This is a genomic window from Streptomyces sp. 7R007 (assembly GCF_054850255.1).
On record NZ_JBTWMV010000012.1, the window covers coordinates 109426 to 135903 of the forward strand.

Here is a 26478-nt window from a genome sequence, read left to right on the forward strand (position 1 = left end):
GTTTCCCGACGGCATGTCACCGAACGGCTCGCCGACCCCGCTCAACCGTGGCCGAACTCGCTCAACAGTTGCTGCTGACCAGCGGGTATCGCGCTCCTACGGGCGCTCGGGACCCATGCCGTGGCGGTCGTCGTCGATCTCCTCGGCCGTGCCCTCGATGCGTTCCTTGCGCACCTGCCCGCGGACCGTCTCCTCCTCGACGTGCTCGTCGGTGGTCAGGCGCACCCGCTCGACGGGGACGGCCTCGGTCTCGACGACCGGCCGCTCCTCGTGCAGCACCACCTCGTGCTCGGCCTCGCTGATCTCCGGGCCGGTCATGGCGGCGTCGCGGTTGGCCTCGGTGATCGGCTCGCGCTCGACGCGCACCTCCTCGTGGCGCAGCGGGACGGTGTGCTGCTCCTCCTCGGTCACGACGTACTTGCGCAGCCGTGCGCGGCCCGTTTCGCGGCGCTCGACGCCGACGTGCATGCGCTCCTCGGAGCGCGTCATCGCGTCGTCCCGCGGGCCACGCGCTTCGGCTCCGGCGGCACCCGCAGTACCGGCAGTACCGGCGGTTCCAGCCATGCCGGTCCCGCCCGCCGTGCCGGCCATGCCCGCGGCGCCGGCGGCGCCCTGGCCGTCCCCGTGGGCCCAGCCGCCCTCGCCGGGCTGGTTGGCGCGGGACCAGGACTCGTCCCAGTCGATGCCGTAGTACTCGTAGAGCCGGTGCTCCTCGGTCTCCGAGAGGTGGCCGCCGTTGTCGATGTCCACGTGCGGCGCGTCCTTGACCTTGCCCTTGGAGTAGGGGACCTCGGTGTGGCCGTCCACCACCCGCGCGTCGCGGATCGGGACGAACGTCTCGCTGGTGCCGAACATGCCGGTCTTCACGGAGACCCACTCCGGGGTCCCGGTCACGTCGTCCAGGAAGACGTGCTTGGCCTCACCGATCTTCTTGCCGCCCTCGTCGATGACCGGGTGGTCCAGGACGGCCGGGATCTGCTCTCTGTTGATCATGGTTCGTCTCATCCCTCTCGTGGAGTGACTCTCTTGGCGGGTTCACCACCACAAAAGGGACGAAACGGCCCATCAGCAACAAGGTTCGCGTTCTTTTCGTTAGTGCTCTTACGCCACCGACCACGCGATGCCGTCGAGGATGTCGTGCTCGCTCACGACGACCTCCTCCGCGCCGATGCGCTCCATGATCGACAGCAGTACGAGGGCCCCCGCGGCGATGACGTCCACCCGCCCCGGGTGCATCGACGGTACGGCGGCGCGCTCGGCGTGCGTGGAGTGCAGCAGCCACTCGGTGATCTCGCGGACGCGCTCGCGGGAGACCCGGGAGTGGTGGATGCGGGCGGAGTCGTACTCGGGCAGCTCCTGCGCGATCGCCGACACGGTGGTCACCGACCCCGCGAGCCCCACCAGCGTGCGCGCCCGCCGCAGCGGCACCGTCTCCTCGGCGAGGTCCAGGGCCCGCTCGATGTCGGCCCGCATGGCCGCGATCTGCGCCTCGGACGGCGGGTCGCTCACGACCCCGTCCCGCACGAGGTGCCGTTCGGTCATGCGCACGCACCCCACGTCCACGGACCGGGCGGCCCGGACGTGCTCCTCGCCGACGACGAACTCGGTGGACCCGCCGCCGATGTCCACGACCAGGTACGGCTTGTCCAGGTGGTCGCCGCCCGCCAGTTCCCTGGTGGCGCCGGTGAAGGAGAACTCCGCCTCCTGGTCCCCGGAGATGACCTCGGGCTCGACGCCCAGGATGTCGAGCACGCCCCGGACGAACTCGTCCCGGTTCTCGGCGTCCCGGGAGGCCGACGTGGCCACGAACCGCAGCCGCTCGGCGCCGTGCTCCTTGACGACGGCCGCGTACTCCCGGCAGGCCGCGAAGGTCCGCTCCAGCGCCTCGGGCGCGAGCCGCCCGGTCCGGTCCACGCCCTGCCCGAGCCGCACGATGGTCATCCGGCGGTCCAGGTCGACCAGTTCCCCGGTCGCCGGGTCGGCGTCGGCGACGAGCAGCCGGATGGAGTTCGTACCGCAGTCGACGGCGGCTACGCGGGTCACTGGGCCTCCCCCTGAACGGTCGTCTCCCGAGCGGTCGTCCCCGGTACGGACTCCTGCTGGACCGGCGTCACGCACGGCCCCTTCAGCCACCACTCCGGCAGCATCGCGATCGCCTCGTCGCCCAGCGGGTTCACCCCCGGGCCCGCGGCCAGCGAGTGGCCCACCAGCACGTGCAGGCACTTCACCCGGTCCGGCATGCCGCCCGCGCTCGGGAAGCCCTCCAGGACCTCGATCTCGTCGCGCCGCCGGAGGTAGTCCTCGTGCGCGGCGCGGTAGGCGGCGGCCAGCTCCGGGTCGGTCCGCAGCCGCTCGGTCATCTCCTTCATCACCCCGTTCGCCTCCAGCGTCCCGATCGCCGACGCGGCCCGCGGGCAGGTCAGGTAGTACGTCGTCGGGAAGGGCGTGCCGTCGGGGAGCCGCGGCGCCGTCTCCACGACGTCCGGCTGCCCGCACGGGCACCGGTGCGCGATCGCGCGCAGGCCGCGCGGGGGCCTGCCCAGCTGCTGCTTGAAGGCCTCGACGTCGGCGTCGGTGGGCTCGGTGCGCGGGGTGGGCGGCGGAGGCGTTTCCACTGAGAACTGTCTTTCTTATCGGGTCACTGGTCGGAGGCGTCGGACTTGTCGACCCCGTCCCAGACGTTCGCGTACCAGGGCCGGTCGGCGGCCCCCAGGTCGGCCCGCGACTGCTGCGCCGCGTCCGGGTCGATGACGACGTACCCCGTCTCGCCCGGCATCACGTAGTGCAGCCGCTGCCGGATCTGCTGCTCGGCGTAGGAGTCGTCCTGCCAGCGCGCCTTGAGGTCGCGCAGCTGCTCCACCTTCCGCGCGGCCTGCTGCTTCTGGCGCTCCAGGTCGGCGATCTCGGCGCGCTGGGAGACGTACTGCCTTATCGGGTAGGCGAGCGCCACGACGAGCGTGCACAGCACGAGCGCGAGCAGGGCCGCGCGGCCGGTGAGCCGGGAGCGGCGGGCCTGGCGCCGGGTCTGGGAACGGTAGACGCGGGCCGCCGTCTGCTCGCCGAGCAGCCGCAGTCTGGTCGTGGTGGAGAACCGGTCCCGGTCCTTCACGGCCATGTCCCCGCCTCCCGTTCACACGCGCGTACGTCCCCGCACACGGTACGGGACCGGTACGGGGACGTACGTACGACTGGCGCAGCCTTGACCCTTAAAGGCCCAGTGCCGGTCCGCTCAGCCCTTGAAGCGCGGGAAGGCGCTGCGGCCGGCGTACACCGCGGCGTCGTCGAGGATCTCCTCGATGCGCAGCAGCTGGTTGTACTTGGCGACGCGCTCGGAGCGGGCCGGGGCACCGGTCTTGATCTGGCCGCAGTTGGTGGCGACGGCCAGGTCGGCGATGGTGACGTCCTCGGTCTCGCCGGAGCGGTGGGACATCATGCACTTGAAGCCGTTGCGCTGGGCGAGCTCGACGGCGTCCAGGGTCTCGGTCAGCGAGCCGATCTGGTTGACCTTGACCAGCAGGGCGTTGGCGGCGCCCTCCTCGATGCCGCGGGCCAGGCGCTCGGGGTTGGTGACGAACAGGTCGTCGCCGACGATCTGGATCTTGTCGCCGAGCTTGTCGGTGAGCACCTTCCAGCCGGCCCAGTCGTCCTCGAACAGCGGGTCCTCGATGGAGACGAGCGGGTAGGCCGCGACCAGCTCCTCGTAGTACTCCGTCATCTCCGCGGCGGAGCGCTCCTTGCCCTCGAAGACGTACTTGCCCTCCTTGTAGAACTCGGAGGCGGCCACGTCGAGGGCGAGGGCGATCTGCTCGCCGGGGACGTACCCGGCCTGCTTGATCGCCTCGAGGATGAGGTCGAGGGCCTCGCGGTTGGAGCCCAGGTTCGGGGCGAAGCCGCCCTCGTCGCCGAGGCCGGTGGCCAGGCCCTTGGACTTCAGGACGGACTTGAGGGTGTGGTAGACCTCGGCGCCCCAGCGCAGGGCCTCGGAGAAGGACTCCGCGCCGATCGGGGCGATCATGAACTCCTGGATGTCCACGTTGGAGTCGGCGTGCGAGCCGCCGTTCAGGATGTTCATCATCGGCACCGGCAGCAGGTGCGCGTTCGGGCCGCCCAGGTAGCGGAAGAGCGGCAGGTCGCTGGCCTCGGAGGCGGCGTGGGCGACGGCGAGGGAGACGCCGAGGATGGCGTTGGCGCCGAGGGAGCCCTTGTTGTCGGTGGCGTCCAGGTCGAACATGGCCTGGTCGATCAGGCGCTGCTCGGTGGCGTCGTAGCCGACCAGCTCGGGGCCGATCTGCTCGATGACGGCGAGGACGGCCTTCTCGACGCCCTTGCCCTGGTAGCGGTTCTGGTCCCCGTCGCGCAGCTCGATGGCCTCGAAGGCGCCGGTGGAGGCGCCGGACGGGACGGCGGCACGACCCGTGCTGCCGTCGTCGAGGCCGACCTCGACCTCGACCGTGGGATTGCCTCGGGAGTCCAGGATTTCCCGGGCTACGACGACGTCGATGGACGGCACGAGCATCTCCTTCTTCAATGTGACGCGGCTACGCAGTGCCGCAGTGGCTCTGCGAGACGAGCCTAACCGTCTTGCGCCGATCGGCCACGCCGCCGACCGCCTCTTGGGCAGAACCGAGAGTAAATTGTTTCTGAACGGAACAAAGAAGGGTGTGCAACGGCGGCCCGCGCCTGTGCGGTGGCGCGCCGCGCAGGAAAAAGCCCCGCCCCGGTGCGTACGGGGGAACACGCACCGGAGCGGGGAGCCCGTGAGGGCGGGGGGAGGCCCTCACGTGCCCCCCATACTGGGGGACACGGCTGTGAGGGCGCTGTGGTTCAGCTGTTACTTCAGGTGCAGCTGCTGACCCGGGTAGATCAGGTTGGCGTCCTCGACGATGTCCTTGTTCAGCTCGAACAGCTTCTTCCAGCCGCCCTTGACGCCGTGCTTCTCGGCGATCGAGCTGAGGGTGTCGCCCTTGACGACCTTGTACTCGCCGTCGCCCTTCTTGACCTTCTTGCCGGTCGGGGTGGTGACGGTCTTGGCCGACTTCTGCACCGTCGAGCGCTCGGAGGAGCGGGAGGCGCTCTGCTGCTCGGTCGAGCGGGTGGTGGTGCCGCTGCTGCTCGACGAGGAGCCGGTGGACGCGCTGGAGCCGTTGTAGGCGGCGCTGGACAGGCCCGTGCCGCACACCGGCCAGGCGCCCTTGCCCTGGGAGGCGAGGACCTTCTCGGCGACGGCTATCTGCTGCGCCTTGGTGGCCTGGTTGGCCTGCGGGGCGTAGGCGGTGCCGCCGTACGCGGCCCAGGTCGAGGCGGAGAACTGCAGGCCGCCGTAGTAGCCGTTGCCGGTGTTGATGGACCAGTTGCCGCCGGACTCGCACTGGGCGACGGCGTCCCACTCGGAGGCGGTGGCGGCGGAGGCGTTGCCGGCCGCCATCAGCGGGGCGGCGATGGCGACGCCGGTGACACCGGCGAGCGCGGCGGCGCGGGTGGCCTTGGACGGACGACGGTGCTTGCCCTTGCCGGAAAACAGCATGGATGGATCCCCTCACCGACGCCTGCGAGGTGAGCTGTCGGGTTCGGGCCGGTTGAGTTGCCCGGCCGCGTCCTCGCTTCCGCGAGACGCGGCTTCACCCCAAGCCGCCACCGTCGACTACCCGGTGGGGCGCTTACCTTGGGTCCCCCGCTCCTGCCTACGGCGCTTGACGCGACGACTGTTCCCGGACGGCCGCTGGCAGGATTCGGCGTTGCGGCAGCCGGGGCTCGGGTTGCCGAGCGGTCATGACCGTAGACACGGAATCGGCGAGATTTCAAAGACGATCAGGGCTTCTGAGACTCATCCCACACTTTCACCGAAACGGACATTCCGCAGCGAATGCGGAGCGAACGCGGGGTGGAACCGGGCGTCAACTCCCGTCGCCTTTCGCCCCTTTAGGACCCGACAAGCAGGGTCTGACCGGGAACGATGCGACTCGGGTCGGCGCCGATCGCCTTCTCGTTGAGGGCGTAGAGCGCGCGCCACCCGCCTTGGAGGTCAAGCGAGTCGGCGATGGAGGCGAGCGTGTCGCCGGCGCGGACGGTGTACGAGTCGCCGGTGCGTGAGGCGTGACGGCCGGAGGAGGAGGCGGAGTCGGCGTCCGTCGCGGACTCCTCGGCGCTGCCGCCGCGGTGCCGGCCGGAGCCGACGGAGCCGGTGTCGACGAGGTGCCAGGAGCCGACGCTCTGCTCCGGGTTGTCGGTGCCGGCCGGTTCCGTGGGCGAACCGTCCGCGCTCTGCGAGGGCGACGGGGAGGCGGAGGTGTCCGACTTGGCGGAGTTGTCCTGACTTGCGGAAGGGCTGGGCGAGGCGGAGGAGTCGGAGGAGCCGCCCGACGAAGAGGACGTATCGGACGAACCGTCGGAGGAGCCGGAGGTGCCGGAGAGTCCGAGGCCGTCGGAGAGACCGGACCCGCCGGACTCGCCCGAGCCGTCGGACGTATCCGATGAACCCGACGAACCGGCCGAATCCGACGAGTTGTTCCCCACACCGGTGTCGATGTCGTCGGAGACGTCGTCCTGGCTCAGCCCGGAGGTCAGCCCGCAGGTGTGGAAGGCGCCCACGCCTTCGGCGGCGAGCAGCTTCTCGGCGACGGCTATCTGCTGGTTGCGGCTGGCGAGGTCGGCGCTCGGGGCGTAGTCGAGACCGCCGTACTTCTCCCAGTCCTCCTGGGAGAGCCGGAGTCCGCCGTAGAAGCCGTTGCCGCTGTTCTCGCTCCAGGAGCCGCCCGTCTCGCAGTTCGCCACCTTGTCCCACGTGGAGCCGTCGGCGGCGTTCGCGCTCGCCGCGCCGAGGAGCGGGATCGCGATGGCGGAACCGGTCACGCCGGCCGCGACGAGGAGCGCCGGGGCCTGGCGGGGGCGACGGTGTCGACCGTTCCCGGAGAGCATGCGGGGACCTTTCCCGAGACGACAGGGACCGGCGGCGCGCGGAACCCGGGCGCCGTCGTTGACCCGTGAACGTATCGGCAGTCGATCACTTGTCACAAGTTAATGCCGCGTAGATCACGTGAAGATCACAGACTTGAGCGCGTGTCATGTTTGCTCGCGCGTGTGCCGTGTTCGGCGGTGAACTCGACGGGAAGGGTGCGCAGTCCGCGCATGATGAGTCCGCCGCGCCATCTCAACTCCGCCGGATCCACGGCCAGTCGCAGGTCCGGGAGGCGGGTGAGGAGGGTGGCGAGCGCGGTCTGGCCCTCCAGGCGGGCGAGGGGCGCGCCGAGGCAGTAGTGGATGCCGTGGCCGTATCCGAGGTGCTGGTTGTCACGCCGGGACAGGTCGAGGGTGTCCGGATCGGCGAACCGCTGCGGATCGCGGTCGGCGGCGGCGAGGACGACGAGGACGGGGTCGCCGGGGGCGATGCGCTGCCCGCCGATGGTGAGCGGCTCGGTGGCGAAGCGCCAGGTGGCGAGCTCTACGGGGCCGTCGTAGCGCAGGAGTTCCTCGACGCCGGTCTCCAGCAGGGCGCGGTCCTGTGCCGCCAGTGACGTCTGGAGCCGTGCCTTCTGCTCGGGGTGGGTGAGGAGGGCGTAGGTACCGTTGCCGATGAGGTTGACGGTGGTCTCGAAGCCGGCGAACAGGAGGATGAACGCCATGGCCGCGGCCTCGTTCTCGGTGAGGTGCTCGCCGTGGTCGGAGGCGCGGATGAGGCCGGAGATGAGGTCCTCGCCGGGCACGGGGGCGGCGGGGAGCGCGGCACGCTTCTTGTGGATGAGTTCGGCGAGGTAGCCGCGCATCTTCTTGACCGACCGCGCCACTCCGCCGCGCGGGCCCCCGCCGTGACGGATCATCATGCCGGCCCAGTCCCGGAAGTCGTCCTGGTCCTCGCGGGGGACGCCGAGCAGGTCGCAGATGGCGTAGATGGGGAGGGGGAAGGCGAACTCGTGGATGAGGTCCGCCTCGCCCTTCGCCGCGAACCGGTCGATGAGCTGGTCGGTGAGCTCCTGAACGCGGGGGGCGAACTCGGCCACGCGACGCGGGGTGAAGGCCTTGCTCACCAGGCGGCGCAGGCGGGTGTGGTCGGGCGGGTCGATGTTGAGCAGATGCGTCATCAGCTCCGCCTTCCGCTCCCCCGGAATCCCGGTCTTCCCCCTGGCGTGCGCGGGCTCGTCGTGGTGCGCCGGGTTCTTGGACAGACGGGGGTCGGCGAGCGTCTGCTTCGCGTCGGCGTACCGGGTGACCAACCATGCCTCGACGCCGCTGGGCAGCGTGGTCCGGTGCACGGGGGCGTGCTCGCGCAGCCAGGCGTAGGCGGGGTAGGGGTCGGTGGCGAACTCCCAGGTGAAGAGGTCGGGGAGGGGGCTGGGGGGCGGGGGCTGGTGGGTCACTCCTTGACGGTATCCGTGTTCGGCTTCGCGCGGTCGCGCCAGTACCGGGCCCGGGCTTCGTAGATCCCCGCCAAGGTGCCCGCCACGGCCGTCTCCCCGTGCTCGGCGGCCACCGTCAGGTACGGAATCGCCCTCTCCTGGTCACCGCGTCGCAGCAGCAGTTCGCCCAGTCTGCCGGCCGCCCATGTGTCGCCGAGGTCCGCGGCCCTCTGGAACCACGCCTCCCGCTCCGCTCCGTCGGTGCACAGGGCGAACTGGACGATGACCGCGGTGTCACCGGCCTCGATACGCGAGCGCATCGCCGCCCGGGCCGCGTCCAGCACGGCCGCACGGTCGACCCGCCGGTTGCGGAGCAGCACCCACCACACGTCGTCAGGTACGGGCGGCAGCTTCCCCGACCCCAGCGCCTCCGCGACCAGCGCCCCGTAGACCCGCCACGTACCGCCCTTGTCGCCCTCCACGAGAAGGCCCGAGATGCCGAAGGACGGTGCGGTGGCCCAGGCCATTCCCTGCTCGAAGCTCTCACGATCCGTCGGCGGTGCGCCGTACAGCGTCGAGATCCGCCGCAGGAAATCCACCGGGACGGGCTCGGTGACCCCGCACCGGGCGAGATCGACGACTGCTCGGACGAGTAACTGCCCCATGGGATGCTCCGCTTGGGTGCCCCCACGCTGCCACTCGTCGTACAGCACGTGCCCGATGGCGAAGTACGAGGCCGCGCCCTCCCGGCCGCTCCACATGTACGCGGGATACGCGCGCGGGTCGTCCGTGTGCCGGGCCAGCCGCGCCAGTTCCCGCTCGCTCCACTCACGCGGCAGCTCGACCCTGCGTGCCAGGGCCAGCACCGCCTCGCCCGGTCCGGTTCCGGCGCGCCGCCGGTAGTACTCCTCGGGTGTCATCGTCCCCAGTACGACCACACCGAGGCTGGTCAGGCGTCCCAGCAGCCGTCGGTCCAGTCCTCCGGGACCGAGGTGATCACCCAGCTCGTCGAGCCACAGCACGTACCGCCCACGACTGCCCTTCAGGCCACCGAGGAGGCCGAGCAGGTCCGCACCTGGATCAGGGGCGTGCAGCAGGTACCCCCGCTCCACCAACGACCGCACGGCGTTCCAGGCGGTGTACGACTTGCCCGCGTACGGTTCGCCAAGGATCAGGACCAGTCCGCCGCCCTGTTCCAGCAGGTCACGCAGCTCTCTGTCACAGTCCCGCAGGACGTACGGCGGTACGTCCGCAAGCCCGGGCACGTGCCGGGTCGGACGCACGCCGAACTCCAGCGGGTCGATGTCGTGTGCGGCGCTCCACTCGACGGGCGCGGCCGGCTCACGCCCGTAGTGGTGATGCTGTACGCCGACGACCTGGCCGTGAAAGGTGGCGTCACGGAAGTCAAGGTGATCGGCGACCGGCGTCGATGCGGGTGCGGGCGTTTCGCGGGCGGGAGATGGGGAGATGTCCCTGAACCCCTGGAACCAGTCGGGCCGGCGAGAGAAGAGCCGATGCGCGCCATCGTCAGCCGGCCCGCTCGACGTGCCCAGCTCGTCAACGAGCTGCTGGTAGGTCTCGGGGCTGTGGGACCGCAGGGCGATCAGATGGCTGCGCAGCGAGTCACGGCTGCGGTACCCGGGGAAACGGGAGAGCCGCTCCCCGTCCGGCAGTGCGAGGAGCACCTCCAAGAGCGATTCCAACTCCTGCTCCATGCAAGCCCCCACGCAGTACAGCCACCCGTGTGAGCAACGGTACTAGCGCCTGCTCCAGGGGGTGGCCCCTAAGCGTCGACCCCTTCGGCCTGCCGCACGGCGTCCCGATAAGCCCGCGCCGCCGCCCGCAGCGCCGCCTCCGGGTCCACGCCCTCCGCTTCCGCCCGTGCCGCCAGTGCCAGCAGGTCGTAGCCGATGCCCTCGCCCGTCGGCAGGGGGACCTGGAGGCCGGCTGTGCGGACCCGGGACGCCAGCTTGGACGCGAGGGCCAGGCCCGGCTGGCCCAGGGGTATGCCGTCGGTCACCGACTCCCGCCGCTTCTCGACGGCCTTGGTGCGCAGCCAGTGTTCCTTGACCTCCTCCGGGGTCGTGGCCGTCTCGTCGCCGAAGACGTGGGGGTGGCGGTGGATGAGCTTGGCGACGATGCCGCCGGCCACGTCGTCGATGGAGAAGGGCTCGTCCGGGTCCTCCTCGGCGATGCGGGCGTGGAAGACGACCTGGAGGAGGACGTCGCCCAGTTCCTCGCGCAGTTCGTCGCGGTCGCCCTCCTCGATCGCCTCGACGAGTTCGTACGCCTCCTCGATGCCGTACTTCGCCAGCCCCTTGTGGGTCTGCTGGGAGAACCAGGGGCATTCGGCGCGGATGCGGTCCATGACCTGGACGAGGTCGAGGAGGCGCGCGCCGGGGAGATCGTAGGAGGCGGGCAGGAGCTCCAGCTCGGGCATCGACACGCGGCCGGAGCCCGCCAAGCGGGCCAGTCCGTCGGTGAGGGCCGGCTCACCCTCACCGCCTGCGACGACGACCACCGTGCGGCCGCCCGCGCAGGCGGCGACCAGGTCCTCGGCGGTCGGGGACGCCTGCTCCACGGCTACCCCCGCCTCCCGCAGATACGGCAACTGCGGGTGCGCGCCGTCCGCGCACAGCACACGGTCGGCGGCGTGCAGCGTCTGCCAGGCGGGCCAGGACAGCAGGCCGGGCGCCACGCGGTGGCTGGTGGTGAGCAGGACGATGCGGCCGGGGGTGGCGGCCGGGGCGGGGGCGGGGCTGGTTGCGGTCACGATTCGAAGCTAACCCACGTCACCGACAGCCCCACGAGTTATCCACAGGCCGGGACCGGCGAGGAAGGCCCGCTTGTGCCACAGGACGGGACCGGCGAGCAAAGCACGCTCAGGCACAGGGCGGACCGGCGAGGAAAGCCCGCTTGTGCACAGGACGGACCCGGCGAGGGCAGCACGCTCAGGCACAGGGCGGACCCGGCGAGGAAGACCCGCTCAGGCACAGGGCGGACCCGGCGAAGAAAGCACGCTCAGGCACAAGGCGGACCGGCGAGGGAAGCGCGCTCAGGCCGTCTGCTGGGGCGCCGTGACCTCCCGGACCCACGGCGTCTTGGCGTCCACGCGGCTGCTCTTCTGGACGTCCCAGATGCCGTAGCGGGGGTTGAGGTCGACGTGCAGCTCCTTGGACGCCTTGGACAGGGCGTTCCAGAAGGGCTGCTTGCTGGTGTCGGTGCCGAGGGCCGTGGCGAGTTTCTGGGCCTCCAGCTGGAGGCGGAGGTTGTCGTCGAGGCGCTGCGGGGCGATGCCGTACTGCTGCAGCCAGGTCATCTGGAGCGCCTTGGCGCCGCCGACCTGTTGTTCGAGGCCGGCGCGCATCTGCTGGATCTCGCGGCGGCTCACGGTCACGCCCGCGTCCTCGGCGGCGCGGTGCAGCACCTTGTCGAGGATCATGCCGTGCAGGGTGTCGCGGGTGAGGCTGCCGCTCTGCGCGACGGCCTGCCGGTACTGCGCGTCGCTCGTGACGGCCGCACGCTGTGCCGCGCGCACCTCGTTCACCCGGTTCTCCAGCTGCGAGACGGTGATCCGCCGGCCGCCGACGACGGCTGCCGCGCCCGGATGCGCGTCGCTTCCGCAGGCGGTCAGCAGGGGAGCCGCGGCGATCGCGGCGGAGAGCAGGAGCGCGGTGCGACGGCGGCGGTGCAAGGAAGCCTCCCGAGGAGATTGTGCGACGGTGCACAAAGTCTTGCGGTGATCGATGGTAGGCAGTGGGACGGCTGGGGCCAACCCATTCGACCAACGATTCACCGGCGCTTCGGGCACCGCCGCGCCCCTCGGGGCCGCGGAACCAGCCCGGGATCAGCCCGTGATCGCCACCGGGGCGTCCCACGCGTCGCGGTCCACGGTGATCGTGTAGCCGTTGCGGGTCTCCTTGCTGTTGACCAGGTACTGGTGGCCACGGCTGTGGTTCGTGTACTGGGTCGACCCGAACGGCCAGTCCGTCGTCGTGGTGTTCTGCTTGTCCCACAGGGCGTACCAGAGGTTGCCCGGCAGGTCCGTCTTGTCGGTGGCGTTGGCGATCGCCTTGGCGCTGGAGCTGGTGAAGCCGTAGTAGCCCGCGCGGTACACCTTGGCGCGCAGCTCCTTGTCGAAGGCGCGCACATAGGTGAGCACGGCGTTGTTGCACGACGTGTTCGTGATGTCGTACGACTCCATGTCCAGGTAGATCGGGCTGCCGGCCTTCATGCCGAGGGCCGAGGCCTTGGCCACGGCGTCGTCCGCGTCCGTCTTGCCGAGGGAGGCGGCCGTGGTGGCGGTGAGCTTCTCGGGGTTGGAGCCGGACTGGCAGGGCGGCTGGGCGCCGACGTAGATCGGGATCAGCTTCCAGCCGACGCCGCTGACCGACTTCACCCAGGAGGCGGTGAGGTTGGGCTGGGAGCAGCCGCGGTTCCTGCCGCCCACGTAGACGGCGGCGGCGCCGTAGAAGCCGGTGTGCCAGGCCTTCATCGCGGCCAGGGAGGGCGCGGCGCAGGTGTCGAAGGCGCGGCCGGTGTACGTCTTCTGCGCGGGCCAGGTGGTGGCGGCCATGGAGGTCTGCGCGGCGATGCCGGCTCCGGCGACGACGGCGGCGCCCGCGACGGCCCACGTCGTGTATCTGCGCTTCTTGGACTGCCGATGGCCGGCCATGAATACCCCACCCCTGGTTGATGCGTTGCTGTGTGCCGTGTCGCCGTGTCGCCGTGTCGCTTGGCGAAAACGCACCGCAACCTATCCGGCGCCGTTCATGCGTTCGGAAAACCTAAGCCCCGTAGGTTTACAAGATTCCCTCAGGACACTGCAAAATCGTGCGCCCCCCTACGCTCGCGTCAGCCGCGTACCTGCCCGAGCCACTGCAGCGTGCGGCGGATCTCGGCTGCCAGGGGGTGCGCGGGGCCGCGCAGCCGCTCGACGTCCATGAGCAGGCGCGCGAGCGTGTCGTGCGCGCCGGGGCGGTCGCCGAGGGCGAGCAGGAGGAGGCCGATGCGGCGGCGGACGTCGTGGGAGAGTTCGGGGTCGCCCGCGGAGACGTACTGGTTCTCGTAGTGCGGCAGCAGCGCGCGGTACTCGGCGAGCGCCGCCGCCGGTTCGCCGAGCGCCTCCAGGCACTGGGCGATGTCGTAGCGGAAGCGCAGCGCCTGGGGGTCGGCCTGGCCGGCCTCGGCGGCGCGTTCGTCGGCGAGACGGCGCAGTTCGGGCAGCGCGCGCCGGTACTGGCCGTCGTCCATCAGCGTGGCGGCGTACTGCTTGCGCAGGGTGCGCACGACCGGGGAGTGCGCGCCGTGCTCTTCGGCGGCGACCGGGAGGATCGCGCCGAGGATGTCGACGGTCTGGGTGATGCGGCCCTCCCCCAGGAGGCGCTTGACCTCGTCTACGGCGCGGGCGACGTCCGGTTTCTCGGCCTTCTCGGGGGCCGGCGCGACGGGGGCGGGCTGGGGCGCGGGAGTGAGCGCGCGATCCGGCCAGGGGGCGTGCGGGCGCAGGAAGGGGCGCGTGGGATCGAGAGGCGCCCCGGTGGGCGTCCCGCGCGCCGGCAGAAGGGGCGCGAGGTGCTCGTACACCTCCTGCGCGGAGGCGGGGCGGTGCTGCGGGTCCTTGGCGAGCAGCCGCAGGACGAGCACTTCGAGCGCCTCGGGCACCTCGGGGCGCAGCCGGCGCACGGGCACCGGGGGCTCGTACAGGTGCCGGTGCAGCACGCCGAGGGCCGTGGAGCCGGCGAACGGCACGTCGCCGCTGAGCAGTTCGTGCAGGAGTACGCCGAGTGCGTACAGGTCGGTGTACGGGCCGACCGCGCCGCCCATCGCCTGCTCGGGGGCCATGTAGGCGGGCGAGCCGATGGGCGAACCGGTGTGGGTGAGGCGGGTGGTGTCCGTGTCCATGACCGACGCCACGCCGAGGTCGAGGACGGTGACCATGCCGTCCTGCTTCACCATCACGTTGCGCGGCTTGAGGTCGCGGTGGACGATCGGCACGGCGTGCACGGCGCTGAGCACGGCGCACAGTTGCGCGGCGACCGCGACGGCCCACGTCCAGGGGTACGGCGTGCGCTTGGCGAGGTGGTCGGAGAGGTCGGCGCCGTCGACGTACTGCATGACGAGGAACAGCTCCTCGCCCTCGCTGCCCGCGTCGTGCACCGTGACCAGGCCGGGGTGGTCGACCTGCGCGGTCACCCGGCATTCGCGCAGGAAGCGGCGGCGCAGCTCGTCCGCCTCGGCGCCCGCCACCTTGTCGGGGCGCAGCAGCTTCACCGCCACGCGCCGGTCGAGCCGTTGGTCGTACGCCGTCCAGACCTGTCCCATGCCGCCCTGCCCGATGAGCGCGGACAGTTCGTAGCGGCCGGCGATGAGACGTCCCGCCGCCGCGGTCACCTTCCGCCCTCGTGGTTGCCCTCGTGCCGGCGCAGGTAGTCGCTGAGCTCGTCCAGTTCGGCACGCACCTGGTCGATGCGGGCGGGGGCGGGGCGCTGCGGCGGGGGCGGCGGGACGGGGCCGTGGGACACGGGCGGGCCGGGTATCGGCGTCTGGGGCAGCGGCGGCTGCGGCGCGGGCTGCATGGGGGGCAGGGGCTGGACGGGACCGGGCTGCGGGTAGCCGTAGCCCACGGACGGGACGGTCGGGGCCTGGGGCGGGGCGTAACCCGGAGGCCGCCGCCGTTCGTTGGCCACACGGATGTCGGTGATCACGAAGTACGTGGCGGCGAGCGCGCCCAGGACCAGGACCACGGACATGGCGATGTCCCCCCGGACGTCGCTCTCCCGCACCGAGCCGACCACCGCGAAGCACACGATGGACACCGGCAGGCTCGCCCAGGCCGCCGCCCAGTCGAGCCGCCGGCCGCGCAGGAAGGCGACCCGGAACAGCGGCACGCACGCGAGGACGCCGCACGAGAGGAAACCGACGGCGGCGATCAGCACGCGCAGGCCGATGACGGTGCTCGCGCTGCGGGTGGGCGCCGGCGCGCCGTGGCCGTACATGACTGCTCCTGGACCGGGTGATGCCGATGGGGACGAGTGGAGACGATACGAAGGTGATACGAGGCTGACGTTACGGACGTGAGGGTACGGGTGTGCGAGTGACGGGTCGTTGTGGGGGTTCGAGCGTATAGGCCGACACCGGCAACCGGTCCCCGGTTGCGTCGAACCGTTGCCGTACCGATCACTGCCCTTGTCGTGCCGAGCCCCGCGCGCCGCAGCGGGCGGCCACACGCCTGCGCGTCAAAGGGCGTGCCGCATCCACACGTTGGGCTCGACGTACACCGCGTACCCCCGCTCCGGCTCGCACCGCACCGGCACGAGCGCGCCGGGCACCTCGACGTCGCCGCGGGTGTCGAAGGGCAGCCCGGTCCAGGCCCGCCACTCCTCCAGGGAGGCGGCGACGGTCATCGACGCCGGTGCGACGCGCTCGATGGTCGCCCCCGCGCGGGCGTGCACGCGCAGCCACGGGTCGTGCGGCAGCCCGTCCTCGCGCACCCGGCGCGCGTACTCCCCGATCGGCGTGTGCGGTTCGAGGTGCTTGGCGCTGGGCCGGACCGGCGCGACGACCTCGGTGAAACCGTGGGCGCGGGCGTTGTCGCGCATCGCCTCCAGCATCCGGGCGGACAGGCCGAGGCCCTGGGCGTGCGGGGCGACGACGATCGAGATCGCGCTGACCGTGTCGGGACGCACACCGCGGCGCAGGTCGGCGAAGGCCCACACCAGGACCTGGTCCCAGCCCCGGTCGGGCAGTTCGCCCCGCCCGGGCGCGTGCAGCCGGAAGGGCACGCTGTAGGCGTGGGCGAGGACCTCGCCGCGCTCGGTCTCGGCGAAGAGCACGTACTCGGGCAGTTCGGTGGGGATGCGCCCGTAGTGGGAGTTGCCCACGGGGTCCTCGGTCGTGAACACCGCCCAGCTGTCGGGCATGTCGAGCACCGGCCCCAGCATCTCGGGGCGGGCGGCGAGACTCGACACCTTCAGCTCCATGGGCCCACCGTAGGCGCGGCCCGCACGCCCGCACACCACGTTTTTCGAGCCGCCGACCGCCGAGACGTCAGTCCGCGTGGAAGCGTGCCGGAGCCTCCGTCGGGTTGCCCCCGGAGGGCAGCTTCTGGCCCGGGCACCCCTTGAGCACCTTCTCCATCGCGGCCTTCTCCGCGGCGGTCACCCACAGTTCGTACTTCTTCTTCACCGCGACCTGAGTGGCCACGTAACTGCACCGGTACCCCTTGTTGGGCGGCAGCCAGGTCGCCGCGTCGCCGTCTCCCTTGGATCGGTTGGTGCTGGCGTCGACCGCGATGAGGTTGAGCGGGTCGTTGGCGAGGGCTATCCGCTTGCTCGCGTCCCAGTACTTGGCGCCCTTCTGCCAGGCGTCGGAGAGCGGCACGACGTGGTCGATGTCGACGAGGCTGCGGCCACGCCGGTAGGTCACCTCCTTGCCGGAGTAGGGGTCGGACTGCAGTACGCCGTACGACACCTTGCAGGTGCCGTCGGTGAACTTCACGTCCTCCAGATCGCGTTTGAGGATGTCGTCACGGGTGTCGCAGTCGTTGGAGTCGGTGTCCGCCCACGCCGTGCCGAACCGGTCCCGGTCGTAACCGGTCTTCGGCGCCCGCCCCTTGACGGTCAGCGCCTCGGCGGCGGTGAGGGCGGCCCCGCCGCCCCCGGTCTCCTGCGGGCCACCGGACCCCGTGGTCGTCTCCGCCTTGCATCCGGCCACGGCGAACAACAGCACGACGGCGGCCGTGGCCCCGCCCCTCAGACGCACCACGATGCGTCCCTCCCCTGGTAACCCGGTCCGACCCCGCAGGGTGCGCCTTCCCGTGAACGGCGTCGCGCACACCGTAGCGAGCGGGCGCACGGGGTCAGTCAGGGGGTCGACCGGCCGGACACTCGGGTGGGCATCACGGGCAAAACGGTCGTATCGTCGTTCGTGAGTCACCTCCGGAAGGAGCTCTGGATGGGCATCTTCGACAGGTTCAAGAGCAACCGCCAGATGCAGGACAAGGCCAAGAACATGTCCGACATGGCGGAACGGAAGGCCAACGAGAGAACCGGCAACAAGTACGAGAGCCAGGTCGACGAGGCCCAGCAGCGGATCGAGGGCCAGCTCGGCATGGACCGCGACCGGCCCGACCAGCCGTGAGGCCACGGGCTGTCGAACGGCCGTGAGGCCACAGGCTGTCGAACGGCCGTAGGGCCGGAGACTCACGAGCCATCAGCCAACGCCGCCCGCGCAGCACCCCCTCCGCGGGCGGCTTGGTGCTGCCCGGCCCCCCGCTCAGACCTTTCCGATCCCCAGCGTGGTCTCCGACGGAAGCAGTCCCGAGGACAGCACCGCCACCCAGAACTCGCCGAGCAGGTCGGCCAGGCGGCCGGTGCCGGCCGCACCGAGGGACCGCCACGGCGCCGCGGCGAGCCGGTCGGTGTGCTCCTCGACGCGGCGGCGCAGGTCACGTCCCGCCTCCGTGGCCACGCCGGTGTCGTCGACCAGCCCGCGAGCCGTCAGTCGTTCGCGTGCGGACGCCCATTCCGAGGCGCTCCAGCCCCGGCTCTCGAAGCGCTCCACGGAGGCGGCGCCTATCGCGGCGAAGGAGACCAGTGACTCGACGGGGTCGAGGCCGGCCACGAGCAGGGCCGCTATGTGGCCGTCACCGCGGTGTTCGCGCAGGATCGTCGCCGCCTGCCACAGCTGTAGGTGAGGGGGTTCGGGCCAGGCGAGGGCGGCGTTGGCCGCGGCGAGGGGTCGGCCCGCCGTGTTCGCCGCCTCGGCGGCCCGCCGGGCGAGGGCGGCGGCCTCCGCCAGCTCCGGGCTGTCGACGCGGTCGCCGAATATCGCGCGGTACGCCCGGTCGATCCCGCGCAGTCTCGCCGCGAGCACCGCCTCGGGGGTCGCCTTCGTCCAGGCCGGGCCGACGTGCTCGGCGACCATGCGGGGACTGAAGCTGTAGAAGGCCGCGGCCACTTGTCCGGCGCCCACCGGGCCGAGGGGCGCGGCGCGGTAGGGGAAGTAGCTCGGCCAGCGCTCCTTGGTGTCGTAGCCGAGGGCCGCCGCCTCCTCGAAGACCTCCGGCGCGTAGTACAGCACCGCGTGCAGCGGCTCCAGCAGATGCCAGAGCTGCCGTACCCGGCTCCCCTCGACCTCGGCCTCGGCCGTGGCCCCGGCCTCGTCACCGTCCTGCGGCATGGCATGTCCCCCATCGCGTCCACGTACCCGACTTCGAACTTGACACTGGCTAGATTGCCCCACTCCGCCGAACTTGTCAATGGCTAGATTCGGCGTACGCTGCTGACCATGGCACCTGCGGAGACAGACGACGCGAAGACGACGAAGCCGTCGAACCGGCCCTACCACCACGGCGACCTGCGCCGCGCCGTTCTCAGCGCCGCGCTGGAGGTGATCGCCGCCGAGGGGCCGGGCGCGCTGAGCCTGCGGGATCTCGCCCGCCGGGCGGGGGTCTCGCACGCCGCTCCGGCCCACCACTTCAAGGACCGCACCGGGCTGCTCACCGCGATCGCCGCCGAGGGCTTCGGGCTGCTCGCGGCCACCCTCGCCGAGGCCGCGGACCTCAAGGACGCCGGCGTGCGTTACGTCCGCTTCGCCCGCGCGCACCCGGCCCACTTCCAGGTGATGTTCACCCCGGGGCTCCTGCGCGCCGACGACCTCGAACTCACCACGGCCCGCGCCCTCGCCGCCGACGCCCTGCGCCACGCGGTGTCCGCCGTGCGGGCCGAGGACTTCGGCATCGACTCCCGCCTCGCGGGCGTCGCCGCCTGGTCCCTGGCCCACGGCTTCGCCACGCTGCTGCTGGGCAGCAACCTGGAGGGCTCGGTGGGCGACAGGGACCCAGAGGAGGTGTTCCGCGCGCTGACGGCCACGCTGTTCCGGCCGGCGTAGACGCGCAGGCGACGGCGCTCGGACAGCTCCCGGCTACGACCCCAGGATCGACGCCAGGAACTCCCCGACCCACCCCAGCAACTCCCGCCCGACCAGCGGCTTCCCGCCCACCTTCGCCGTCTTCGGGCGGGGGACGAGGACCTGGTGGACGGCCGGCTTGATGACCGTTCCGGGGTAGAGGCGCTTGACCCGCAGCTCCTGCGACTCCCGCAACTCCACCGGTGCGAAGCGGATGTTGTTGCCCTGGAGCACGATCTCGCCGACGCCGCAGGAGCGGGCGAGCATGCGCAGTCCGGCCACCAGCAGCAGGTTCTCCACCGGTTCGGGCAACTTGCCGTAGCGGTCGACGAGTTCCTCCCGTACGGCCTTGATGTCCTCCTCGGAGTTGGCGGAGGCGATGGACCGGTAGGCCTGCAGGCGCAGCCGCTCGCCGGGGGCGTAGTCGTGCGGGACGTGCGCGTCGACCGGGAGCTCGATCTTGACCTCCAGCGGCGGCTCCTCCTCCACCCCGCCCTCCAGGGACGCGCGGTAGTCCGCGACCGCCTCGCCGACCATGCGGACGTACAGGTCGAAGCCGACGCCCGCGATGTGCCCGGACTGCTCGCCGCCGAGCAGGTTGCCCGCGCCGCGGATCTCCAGGTCCTTCATGGCGACGTACATGCCCGCGCCCATCTCGGTGTGCTGGGCGATGGTGGCGAGCCGCTCGTGCGCGGTCTCCGTCAGCGGCTTCTCCGGCGGGTACAGGAAGTACGCGTACCCCCGCTCGCGGCCCCGGCCGACCCGGCCGCGCAGCTGGTGCAGCTGCGAGAGGCCGAAGTTGTCGCCGCGCTCGACGATCAGCGTGTTGGCGTTGGAGATGTCGATGCCGGACTCGACGATCGTCGTCGAGACCAGCACGTCGAACTTCTTCTCCCAGAAGTCGACCACGACCTGTTCCAGGGCCGACTCCGACATCTGTCCGTGGGCGGTGGCGATCCGCGCCTCGGGGACGATCTCCCTGAGTCTCGCCGCGGCCCGGTCGATGGACTCGACGCGGTTGTGGATGTAGAAGACCTGGCCCTCGCGCAGCAGTTCACGGCGGATCGCGGCGCCGATCTGCTTCTCCTCGTAGGGGCCGACGAAGGTCAGGACGGGGTGGCGTTCCTCCGGGGGCGTGGTGATCGTCGACATCTCGCGGATGCCGGTGACCGCCATCTCCAGGGTGCGCGGGATCGGGGTCGCGGACATCGTCAGGACGTCGACGTTCGCGCGCAGCTTCTTCAGCTGCTCCTTGTGCTCGACGCCGAAGCGCTGCTCCTCGTCGACGATGACCAGGCCCAGGTCCTTGAACTTGGTCTCCGAGGAGAACAGGCGGTGCGTGCCGATGACGATGTCCACGGAGCCGTCGCGCAGGCCCTCCAGGACCGCCTTCGCCTCCGCGTCCGTCTGGAAGCGGGACAGCGCGCGCACGTTGACCGGGAACTGGGCGTAGCGCTCGGAGAACGTCCCGAAGTGCTGCTGCACCAGCAGCGTGGTGGGGACCAGGACGGCGACCTGCTTGCCGTCCTGCACCGCCTTGAAGGCCGCGCGGACCGCGATCTCCGTCTTGCCGTAGCCGACGTCGCCGCAGATCAGGCGGTCCATCGGGACCGACTTCTCCATGTCCTCCTTGACCTCGGCGATGGTGGTCAGCTGGTCGGGGGTCTCCGCGTACGGGAAGGCGTCCTCCAGTTCGCGCTGCCAGGGGGTGTCCGGGCCGAAGGCGTGGCCGGGCGCGGCCATGCGCGCGCTGTACAGCTTGATCAGGTCCGCCGCGATCTCCTTGACGGCCTTCTTCGCACGGGCCTTGGTCTTCGTCCAGTCGGCGCCGCCCAGGCGGTGCAGCGTGGGCGCCTCGCCGCCGACGTACTTGGTGATCTGCTCCAGCTGGTCGGTGGGGATGTACAGGCGGTCGCCGGGCTGGCCTCGCTTGGCGGGGGCGTACTCGACGACGAGGTACTCGCGCGTGGCGCCCTGGACGGTCCGCTGCACCATCTCGATGTAGCGGCCGACGCCGTGCTGTTCGTGGACGATGTAGTCGCCCGTCTCCAGGGTGAGCGGGTCGATGGTCTTCCTGCGGCGGGCCGGCATCCGCGCGCCGTCCCGGCCGGCCGTCTTCTGGCCGGAGAGGTCGGTCTCCGTGAGCACGGCGAGCTTCAGCTTCGGGTCGACGAAGCCGTACTCGATCGAGCCGCACGCCACGTGCACCACGGACGGGGAGATCTCGCCGAGGTCGGTGTCCAGGCGGGCGGCGACGCCCTCGCCGCCGAGGACCTCGACGGTACGGGCGGCCGGGCCGTGGCCCTCGGTGACGAACACCGTGCGCCAGCCGTCGGCGAGCCAGCCCTTGGTGTCGGCGAGGGCCTTCGCGGTGTCGCCGCGGTAGGACTCCGGGGCGTGCATCGCCAGCTTCAGGGTATCCGCGTCGAGTTCGTCGTCGGCGGCGAACGGCGACACCGACCACCACATCATGTCCAGCTCGCGCGCGTGGTCGCGGACGTCGGCGATGGACCACAGGGAGGCGGCGCCGACGTCGATGGGGGCCTCGCCGCCGCCGGCGGTCGCGGCCCAGGACGCCTGGAGGAACTCCTGGGAGGTCGCCACGAGGTCGGCGGCACGCGTGCGTACCCGTTCCGGGTCGCACACGACGGCCATCGCGCCCTTGGGCAGGACGTCGAGCAGGAGCTCCATGTCGTCGACGAGCACCGGGGCGAGGGACTCCATGCCCTCCACGGCGATCCCCTCGGCGATCTTGCCGAGCAGTTCGCCGAGCTCCGGGTGCTGTTCGGCGAGGGCACGCGCGCGTGCGCGCACGTCTTCGGTCAGCAGGAGTTCACGGCACGGGGGCGCCCACAGGCCGTGCTCGGCGACCTCCAGGGAGCGCTGGTCGGCGACCTTGAAGTAGCGGATCTCCTCGACGTCGTCGCCCCAGAACTCGATGCGCAGGGGGTGTTCCTCGGTCGGCGGGAACACGTCCAGGATGCCGCCTCGTACGGCGAACTCCCCGCGCTTCTCGACGAGCTCCACGCGCGCGTACGCGGCGGCGGCGAGGGCGTCGACGACCTGGTTCAGATCGGCGTTCTGGCCGGTCCTCAGGGCGACCGGTTCCAGGTCGCCGAGGCCCTTGACCTGGGGCTGGAGGACGGAGCGTACGGGCGCGACGACGACGGAGACCGGGCCGGTCTCGGGGTCGTCGGGGCTGGGGTGGGCCAGGCGGCGCAGGACGGCGAGGCGGCGGCCGACGGTGTCGCTGCGCGGGCTGAGACGCTCGTGCGGGAGCGTCTCCCAGGAGGGGTACTCCACGACGCCGTCGGGCGGGAGGAGGGACCTCAGGGCCGCGGCCAGGTCCTCGGCCTCGCGGCCCGTCGCGGTCACCGCGAGGACGGGGCGGCCGGTGTCCCGGGCCAGGGCGGCGACCGCGAAGGCGCGGGCGGCCGGGGGGCCGACGAGGTCGACGTGCGTGCGGTTGCCGTCCGCGGCGGCCTTGATCGCTTCGGCGAGGGCGGTGTCCTTGACGACGGCGTCGAGCAGACCGTGCAGACTCATGAAGGGGGCGCTTCCGTCCGGGGTGGGCAACACGAAGGGCCCGACGCTTGGGGCGGCCGGGGGGTCTCCAGCGTACGTCGGTGTTCGCGCCGGTGTCGGGGGCTGTGGACAACGGCGGAGCCCGGAGCCCGTCCCGCCCGGAGGGCCTCGTCCTCGAACGCCGGACGCGCCGAGGACGCGAACCGGCGCCGAGAAGTCCCCCGTGGCTTCTCGGCGCCGGTCTCCCCCGTGCTTCCCCCTGCCCTGGCTACTCCGTCGCGATCGCGTTCAGGACGTTCATCCGGCCTGCCCTGAACGCCGGGATCAGGGCCGCGATCAGGCCCACCAGGGCCGAGCCGAGGAAGACCGTGGTCAGGGTCGGCCAGGGGATTTCCAGGACCTTCAGGCCCTGGAGGGCGAGGAGCTTCTGGGCGGTCGCGCCCCAGCCCATGCCCAGGCCGAGGCCGAGGAGGGCGCCGAAGAGCGCGATGACGACCGACTCCATGCGGATCATGCGGCGCAGCTGGCGGCGGGAGAGGCCGATCGCGCGCATCAGGCCGATCTCGCGGGTCCGCTCGACCACGGAGAGGGCCAGCGTGTTGACCACGCCCAGGATCGCCACGATGATCGCCAGCGCCAGCAGGCCGTAGATCATGTTCAGGAGCTGGCCGATCTGGTCCTTCAGCGCCTGCTTGTAGTCGGTCTGGTCGCGCACCTTGTACTGCGGGTAGTCGTGCATCCTGGACTTCAGCGCCTTGTACGCCGTGTCCTGCTGCCCGTCCCCGGCCGTCGCGAAGACGAGCTGGTCGAGCGGCATCTTGTCGGCCGGCACGTACTTGGCCAGCGTGGCGATGGACGTGTACTTCGAACCCGCGTCGATGAGCTGGTCACTGCTGGTGATGGCGCGGACCGTGAGGTTCGCCGTGGCGCCGTTCTTGAACGCCACCTTGATCTTCGACCCGAGGTGGATGCCGTGGGCCTTGGCGAAGTTCTCGTGCACCGACATGGAGTCCGGCAGGTACGCGTCCTTGAGGTTCCCGGCGACCGTCTTGGTGCGCAGGTCGGTCGCGTACGTCGGGTCGGCCGCCGTGATGTCGGTGTCCTTGAGCGTCTTGCCGTCGGGCGTCGTGTAGTCACCCTCCGTGATCTTGTACTCGGTGACCCGCTCCAGTCCCGGCGTCGACTTCACCGCCTTCACCGCCTGCGGTGTGATCAGCTGACCGCTGTCGGACTGGATGATGAAGTCCGTGCCGACCGTCTTGTCGAGCTGGTCCGTCGCCGAGGCGACCATCGACGAGCCGACCACCGACAGGCACGCCACCAGGGCGAGCCCGATCATCAGCGCCGCCCCCGTGGCGCCGGTACGGCGCGGGTTGCGCAGGGCGTTGCGCTCGGCCATGCGGCCGACGGGACCGAAGACCCGCAGGACCACCGCGCCCAGGACGCGCACCACGCCGCCCGCGAGGAGCGGGCCGATCACCACGAAGCCGATGAGGGTGAGCACCACGCCCAGGCCCAGCCAGAGCGAGCCGGCCTTGGCCTTGTCCGCCTCGGCGGCCAGGTAGAGGGCGTAGGCGCCCGCGCCGGTCAGGACGGTGCCCAGCAGGGCCCGTACCCGACCCGCCCGCGCGTCGGCCGGAGCGCCCGCGTCGCGCAGCGCCGCCATCGGGGAGACCTTGCCCGCCCGGCGGGCCGGCAGATAGGCGGCGAGGACGGTCACGACCACGCCCAGCAGCAGGCCGACCACCGGGGTCGTCCAGGCCACCGTCAGGTCGTCCGTGGACAGGTGCATGCCCATCTTGCCCATGAGCTTCATCAGCCCGACCGCGAGCCCGACGCCCGCGCCGACGCCCAGGACGGACCCGAAGACGCCCAGCAGCAGCGCCTCGGCCAGCACCGACCGGTTGACCTGCTTGCGGCTGGACCCGATGGCCCGCATCAGGCCGATCTCCCGCGTCCGCTGCGCGACCAGCATGGAGAAGGTGTTGATGATCAGGAAGATGCCGACGAGGAAGGCGATCCCGGCGAAGCCGAGCATCGCGTACTTCATGACGTTCATGAAGCCCTCGACGTCCTTCTGGTTGGCGTCGGCGGTCTCCTTGGCGGTCTGCACCTTGTAGCCGGTGCCGAGCGCGGCGACCACGCTCTGCTTCAGCCGGGCGTCCGTCACGCCGGAGGCGGCGGTGACGTTAACGTTCGTGTAGACACCGGTCTTCCCGACGAGCGTCTGCTGGGCCGTCCGGGTGTCCAGGTAGAAGATCGCCGCCCCGGGGTTGGTCACCTGGAAGTCGGCGATGCCGGAGATGTGCGCCGTGTGCGTGCCGACCGCGCTGATCACGCCGAGCTCGTCGCCCAGCTTGAGGTGGTGCTTGTCGGCGGTGTCGGCGTCCACCATCACCTGGTCGGGGCCCTTGGGCGCCGTACCGGAGGTGATCTTCATGGTGCGGGCGTCGTTGCCGTTCCAGCTGCCGACGATGGTCGGCGCGCCGCTGGAGGGGGACAGGTTGTCCTTGTCGGCGTCCACGACGGTCACCGAGGTGGAGAAGACGGTCCCCTCCGCCGTCTGCACGCCCTGCGCGGCGCGCACCTTGGCGACCACCGAGGCGGGCATGACCGGCGGCCTGCCGTTGTCGGAGGTCGTCTCGCCGCTGTCGGAGGCGCCCTTGGCGCTCACCGTGACGTCCGAGGAGGTGGCCTGGAACAGCTTGTCGAAGGTGGTGTTCATGGTGTCGGTGAACACCAGCGTCCCGCAGACGAAGGCCACCGACAGCAGCACGGCGACGGCCGAGAGGGCCATGCGCCCCTTGTGCGCGAAGAAGTTGCGCATCGAGGTCTTCAGGACGGTCATGACGTACGCCCCCGCGCGTCGAAGTCCTTCATGCGGTCCAGGACGGCCTCGGCGGTCGGCTTGTACATCTCGTCGACGATCCGGCCGTCGGCGAGGTAGAGCACGCGGTCCGCGTACGAGGCGGCCACCGGGTCGTGGGTGACCATGACGATGGTCTGGCCGAGCTCGTCGACGGACCTGCGCAGGAAGCCCAGCACCTCGGCACCCGCGCGGGAGTCGAGGTTTCCGGTCGGCTCGTCCCCGAAGATGATCTCCGGGCGGGCCGCCAGCGCGCGGGCCACGGCGACGCGCTGCTGCTGGCCGCCGGAGAGCTGGGTCGGCCGGTGCTTGAGTCGGTCCGAAAGTCCAACCGTGTCCACCACGCGCGCGAGCCACTGCTTGTCGGGCTTGCGGCCGGCGATGTCCATCGGCAGCGTGATGTTCTCGATCGCGTTCAGCGTCGGCAGCAAGTTGAATGCCTGGAAGATGAAGCCGATCCGGTCCCGGCGCAGCTGGGTGAGCTTCTTGTCCTTCAGGCCGGTGATCTCGGTCTCGTCCAGGTAGATCTGCCCGGAGGTGACGGTGTCGAGCCCGGCCAGGCAGTGCATCAGGGTGGACTTGCCGGACCCCGAGGGGCCCATGATCGCGGTGAACTGGCCGCGGGCAATGTCCACGTCGACGTGGTCGAGGGCGACGACGCGGGTCTCCCCGGCCCCGTACGCCTTGACGACCTGTCGCGCTCGCGCGGCAACGGCCGTACGCCCTCCAGTGCCCCCGTGCCTGGGAATGGTCACGGCCGAAGTCATGGTTTGTCTCCTATGTCGGTCAACAGGTGCATCGCGTCAACTGGTACTGAGTCACGCCAACTGGTACGTGGATGAGTCT

Annotated in this window: 22 protein-coding genes and 1 riboswitch; of the genes, 2 read left to right on the plus strand and 20 right to left on the minus strand. The window is 71.2% G+C overall.

Annotated features, from left to right (window positions below):
• Window positions 1-96: 96 nt before the first annotated feature.
• The 16 genes from ACYF6T_RS18095 to ACYF6T_RS18170 all read right to left on the minus strand — a co-directional run bounded on the left by ACYF6T_RS18095 (window position 97) and on the right by ACYF6T_RS18170 (window position 17096).
• On the minus strand, window positions 97-993 hold the full coding sequence (locus ACYF6T_RS18095; protein ID WP_461697628.1) for a PRC and DUF2382 domain-containing protein: 897 nt from the start codon (window positions 991-993) through the stop codon (window positions 97-99).
• Window positions 994-1101: 108 nt separating this feature from the next.
• Window positions 1102-2043, minus strand: coding sequence for a Ppx/GppA phosphatase family protein (locus ACYF6T_RS18100; RefSeq protein WP_461697629.1), 942 nt, complete (start codon window positions 2041-2043; stop codon window positions 1102-1104).
• The gene (locus tag ACYF6T_RS18105) at window positions 2040-2615 is read right to left on the minus strand and encodes a DUF501 domain-containing protein (protein WP_461697631.1); all 576 of its coding nucleotides are present in this window, start codon (window positions 2613-2615) and stop codon (window positions 2040-2042) included. Before ACYF6T_RS18105 ends, ACYF6T_RS18100 begins: the two co-directional genes overlap by 4 nt.
• Before the next feature lie 23 nt (window positions 2616-2638).
• Window positions 2639-3115 carry an FtsB family cell division protein gene (locus ACYF6T_RS18110; protein ID WP_461697633.1) on the minus strand — a complete coding sequence of 159 codons (477 nt, stop codon included), beginning with the start codon at window positions 3113-3115 and terminating at the stop codon, window positions 2639-2641.
• A gap of 114 nt (window positions 3116-3229) precedes the next feature.
• Window positions 3230-4516 (minus strand): phosphopyruvate hydratase, encoded by a 1287-nt coding sequence (eno, locus tag ACYF6T_RS18115; protein ID WP_461697635.1) that lies wholly within the window; start codon window positions 4514-4516, stop codon window positions 3230-3232.
• 315 nt (window positions 4517-4831) lie between these two features.
• Complete coding sequence (locus ACYF6T_RS18120; protein ID WP_461697636.1) at window positions 4832-5524, minus strand: transglycosylase family protein; 693 nt, start codon at window positions 5522-5524, stop codon at window positions 4832-4834.
• Window positions 5525-5528: 4 nt separating this feature from the next.
• A riboswitch (cyclic di-AMP (ydaO/yuaA leader) is annotated at window positions 5529-5699 on the minus strand.
• Between the two features lie 220 nt (window positions 5700-5919).
• Window positions 5920-6915, minus strand: coding sequence for a transglycosylase family protein (locus ACYF6T_RS18125; protein ID WP_461697637.1), 996 nt, complete (start codon window positions 6913-6915; stop codon window positions 5920-5922).
• A gap of 125 nt (window positions 6916-7040) precedes the next feature.
• Entirely contained in the window at window positions 7041-8351 is a 1311-nt protein-coding gene (locus tag ACYF6T_RS18130; protein ID WP_461697638.1) for a cytochrome P450 family protein, read from the minus strand.
• Window positions 8348-10033 carry a hypothetical protein gene (locus ACYF6T_RS18135; protein WP_461697640.1) on the minus strand — a complete coding sequence of 562 codons (1686 nt, stop codon included), beginning with the start codon at window positions 10031-10033 and terminating at the stop codon, window positions 8348-8350. Before ACYF6T_RS18135 ends, ACYF6T_RS18130 begins: the two co-directional genes overlap by 4 nt.
• Window positions 10034-10113: 80 nt before the next feature.
• A complete protein-coding gene (locus tag ACYF6T_RS18140; RefSeq protein WP_461697641.1) occupies window positions 10114-11103 on the minus strand; it encodes a nucleoside triphosphate pyrophosphohydrolase in 990 nt (329 codons plus the stop codon).
• A gap of 282 nt (window positions 11104-11385) precedes the next feature.
• The gene (locus tag ACYF6T_RS18145; RefSeq protein ID WP_461697642.1) at window positions 11386-12024 is read right to left on the minus strand and encodes a SurA N-terminal domain-containing protein; all 639 of its coding nucleotides are present in this window, start codon (window positions 12022-12024) and stop codon (window positions 11386-11388) included.
• A gap of 153 nt (window positions 12025-12177) precedes the next feature.
• Entirely contained in the window at window positions 12178-13005 is an 828-nt protein-coding gene (locus tag ACYF6T_RS18150) for a glycoside hydrolase domain-containing protein (RefSeq protein WP_461697644.1), read from the minus strand.
• A 179-nt stretch (window positions 13006-13184) separates the two neighbouring features.
• The gene (locus tag ACYF6T_RS18155) at window positions 13185-14681 is read right to left on the minus strand and encodes a protein kinase domain-containing protein (RefSeq protein WP_461697813.1); all 1497 of its coding nucleotides are present in this window, start codon (window positions 14679-14681) and stop codon (window positions 13185-13187) included.
• A 38-nt stretch (window positions 14682-14719) separates the two neighbouring features.
• Window positions 14720-15328 (minus strand): hypothetical protein, encoded by a 609-nt coding sequence (locus ACYF6T_RS18160; RefSeq protein ID WP_461697646.1) that lies wholly within the window; start codon window positions 15326-15328, stop codon window positions 14720-14722.
• Between the two features lie 240 nt (window positions 15329-15568).
• The gene (locus ACYF6T_RS18165; RefSeq protein WP_461697647.1) at window positions 15569-16312 is read right to left on the minus strand and encodes an N-acetyltransferase; all 744 of its coding nucleotides are present in this window, start codon (window positions 16310-16312) and stop codon (window positions 15569-15571) included.
• A 67-nt stretch (window positions 16313-16379) separates the two neighbouring features.
• On the minus strand, window positions 16380-17096 hold the full coding sequence (locus tag ACYF6T_RS18170; protein WP_461697649.1) for an HNH endonuclease family protein: 717 nt from the start codon (window positions 17094-17096) through the stop codon (window positions 16380-16382).
• 189 nt (window positions 17097-17285) lie between these two features.
• On the opposite strand from ACYF6T_RS18170, the gene ACYF6T_RS18175 reads away from it, so the two are divergent.
• Window positions 17286-17471 (plus strand): antitoxin, encoded by a 186-nt coding sequence (locus ACYF6T_RS18175; RefSeq protein ID WP_461697650.1) that lies wholly within the window; start codon window positions 17286-17288, stop codon window positions 17469-17471.
• Window positions 17472-17606: 135 nt separating this feature from the next.
• Here the strand turns inward: ACYF6T_RS18175 and ACYF6T_RS18180 are convergent, their stop codons facing one another.
• A complete protein-coding gene (locus tag ACYF6T_RS18180; protein WP_461697652.1) occupies window positions 17607-18512 on the minus strand; it encodes an SCO6745 family protein in 906 nt (301 codons plus the stop codon).
• 108 nt (window positions 18513-18620) lie between these two features.
• Between ACYF6T_RS18180 and ACYF6T_RS18185 the strand changes: the two genes are divergently transcribed.
• A complete protein-coding gene (locus tag ACYF6T_RS18185; protein ID WP_461697653.1) occupies window positions 18621-19223 on the plus strand; it encodes a TetR/AcrR family transcriptional regulator in 603 nt (200 codons plus the stop codon).
• 33 nt (window positions 19224-19256) lie between these two features.
• Here ACYF6T_RS18185 and mfd read toward each other — a convergent pair whose 3' ends face one another.
• From mfd to ACYF6T_RS18200, 3 genes are all read right to left on the minus strand, one after another.
• The gene (mfd, locus tag ACYF6T_RS18190; protein WP_461697655.1) at window positions 19257-22787 is read right to left on the minus strand and encodes a transcription-repair coupling factor; all 3531 of its coding nucleotides are present in this window, start codon (window positions 22785-22787) and stop codon (window positions 19257-19259) included.
• A 247-nt stretch (window positions 22788-23034) separates the two neighbouring features.
• A complete protein-coding gene (locus ACYF6T_RS18195; protein ID WP_461697657.1) occupies window positions 23035-25614 on the minus strand; it encodes an ABC transporter permease in 2580 nt (859 codons plus the stop codon).
• Entirely contained in the window at window positions 25611-26399 is a 789-nt protein-coding gene (locus ACYF6T_RS18200; protein WP_461697659.1) for an ABC transporter ATP-binding protein, read from the minus strand. The genes ACYF6T_RS18195 and ACYF6T_RS18200 overlap by 4 nt, the downstream gene beginning before the upstream one ends.
• Window positions 26400-26478: the final 79 nt, after the last annotated feature.

Bases quoted from the DNA above. Each gene is read 5' to 3' on its own strand.
- ACYF6T_RS18125 (WP_461697637.1), bottom strand. From the start codon at position 6,915: ATGCTCTCCGGGAACGGTCGACACCGTCGCCCCCGCCAGGCCCCGGCG.
- mfd (WP_461697655.1), bottom strand. From the start codon at position 22,787: ATGAGTCTGCACGGTCTGCTCGACGCCGTCGTCAAGGACACCGCCCTC.
- ACYF6T_RS18165 (WP_461697647.1), bottom strand. From the start codon at position 16,312: ATGGAGCTGAAGGTGTCGAGTCTCGCCGCCCGCCCCGAGATGCTGGGG.
- ACYF6T_RS18180 (WP_461697652.1), bottom strand. From the start codon at position 18,512: ATGCCGCAGGACGGTGACGAGGCCGGGGCCACGGCCGAGGCCGAGGTC.
- eno (WP_461697635.1), bottom strand. From the start codon at position 4,516: ATGCTCGTGCCGTCCATCGACGTCGTCGTAGCCCGGGAAATCCTGGAC.
- ACYF6T_RS18095 (WP_461697628.1), bottom strand. From the start codon at position 993: ATGATCAACAGAGAGCAGATCCCGGCCGTCCTGGACCACCCGGTCATC.
- ACYF6T_RS18175 (WP_461697650.1), top strand. From the start codon at position 17,286: ATGGGCATCTTCGACAGGTTCAAGAGCAACCGCCAGATGCAGGACAAG.
- ACYF6T_RS18200 (WP_461697659.1), bottom strand. From the start codon at position 26,399: ATGACTTCGGCCGTGACCATTCCCAGGCACGGGGGCACTGGAGGGCGT.
- ACYF6T_RS18160 (WP_461697646.1), bottom strand. From the start codon at position 15,328: ATGTACGGCCACGGCGCGCCGGCGCCCACCCGCAGCGCGAGCACCGTC.
- ACYF6T_RS18195 (WP_461697657.1), bottom strand. From the start codon at position 25,614: ATGACCGTCCTGAAGACCTCGATGCGCAACTTCTTCGCGCACAAGGGG.
- ACYF6T_RS18150 (WP_461697644.1), bottom strand. From the start codon at position 13,005: ATGGCCGGCCATCGGCAGTCCAAGAAGCGCAGATACACGACGTGGGCC.
- ACYF6T_RS18110 (WP_461697633.1), bottom strand. From the start codon at position 3,115: ATGGCCGTGAAGGACCGGGACCGGTTCTCCACCACGACCAGACTGCGG.
- ACYF6T_RS18120 (WP_461697636.1), bottom strand. From the start codon at position 5,524: ATGCTGTTTTCCGGCAAGGGCAAGCACCGTCGTCCGTCCAAGGCCACC.
- ACYF6T_RS18185 (WP_461697653.1), top strand. From the start codon at position 18,621: ATGGCACCTGCGGAGACAGACGACGCGAAGACGACGAAGCCGTCGAAC.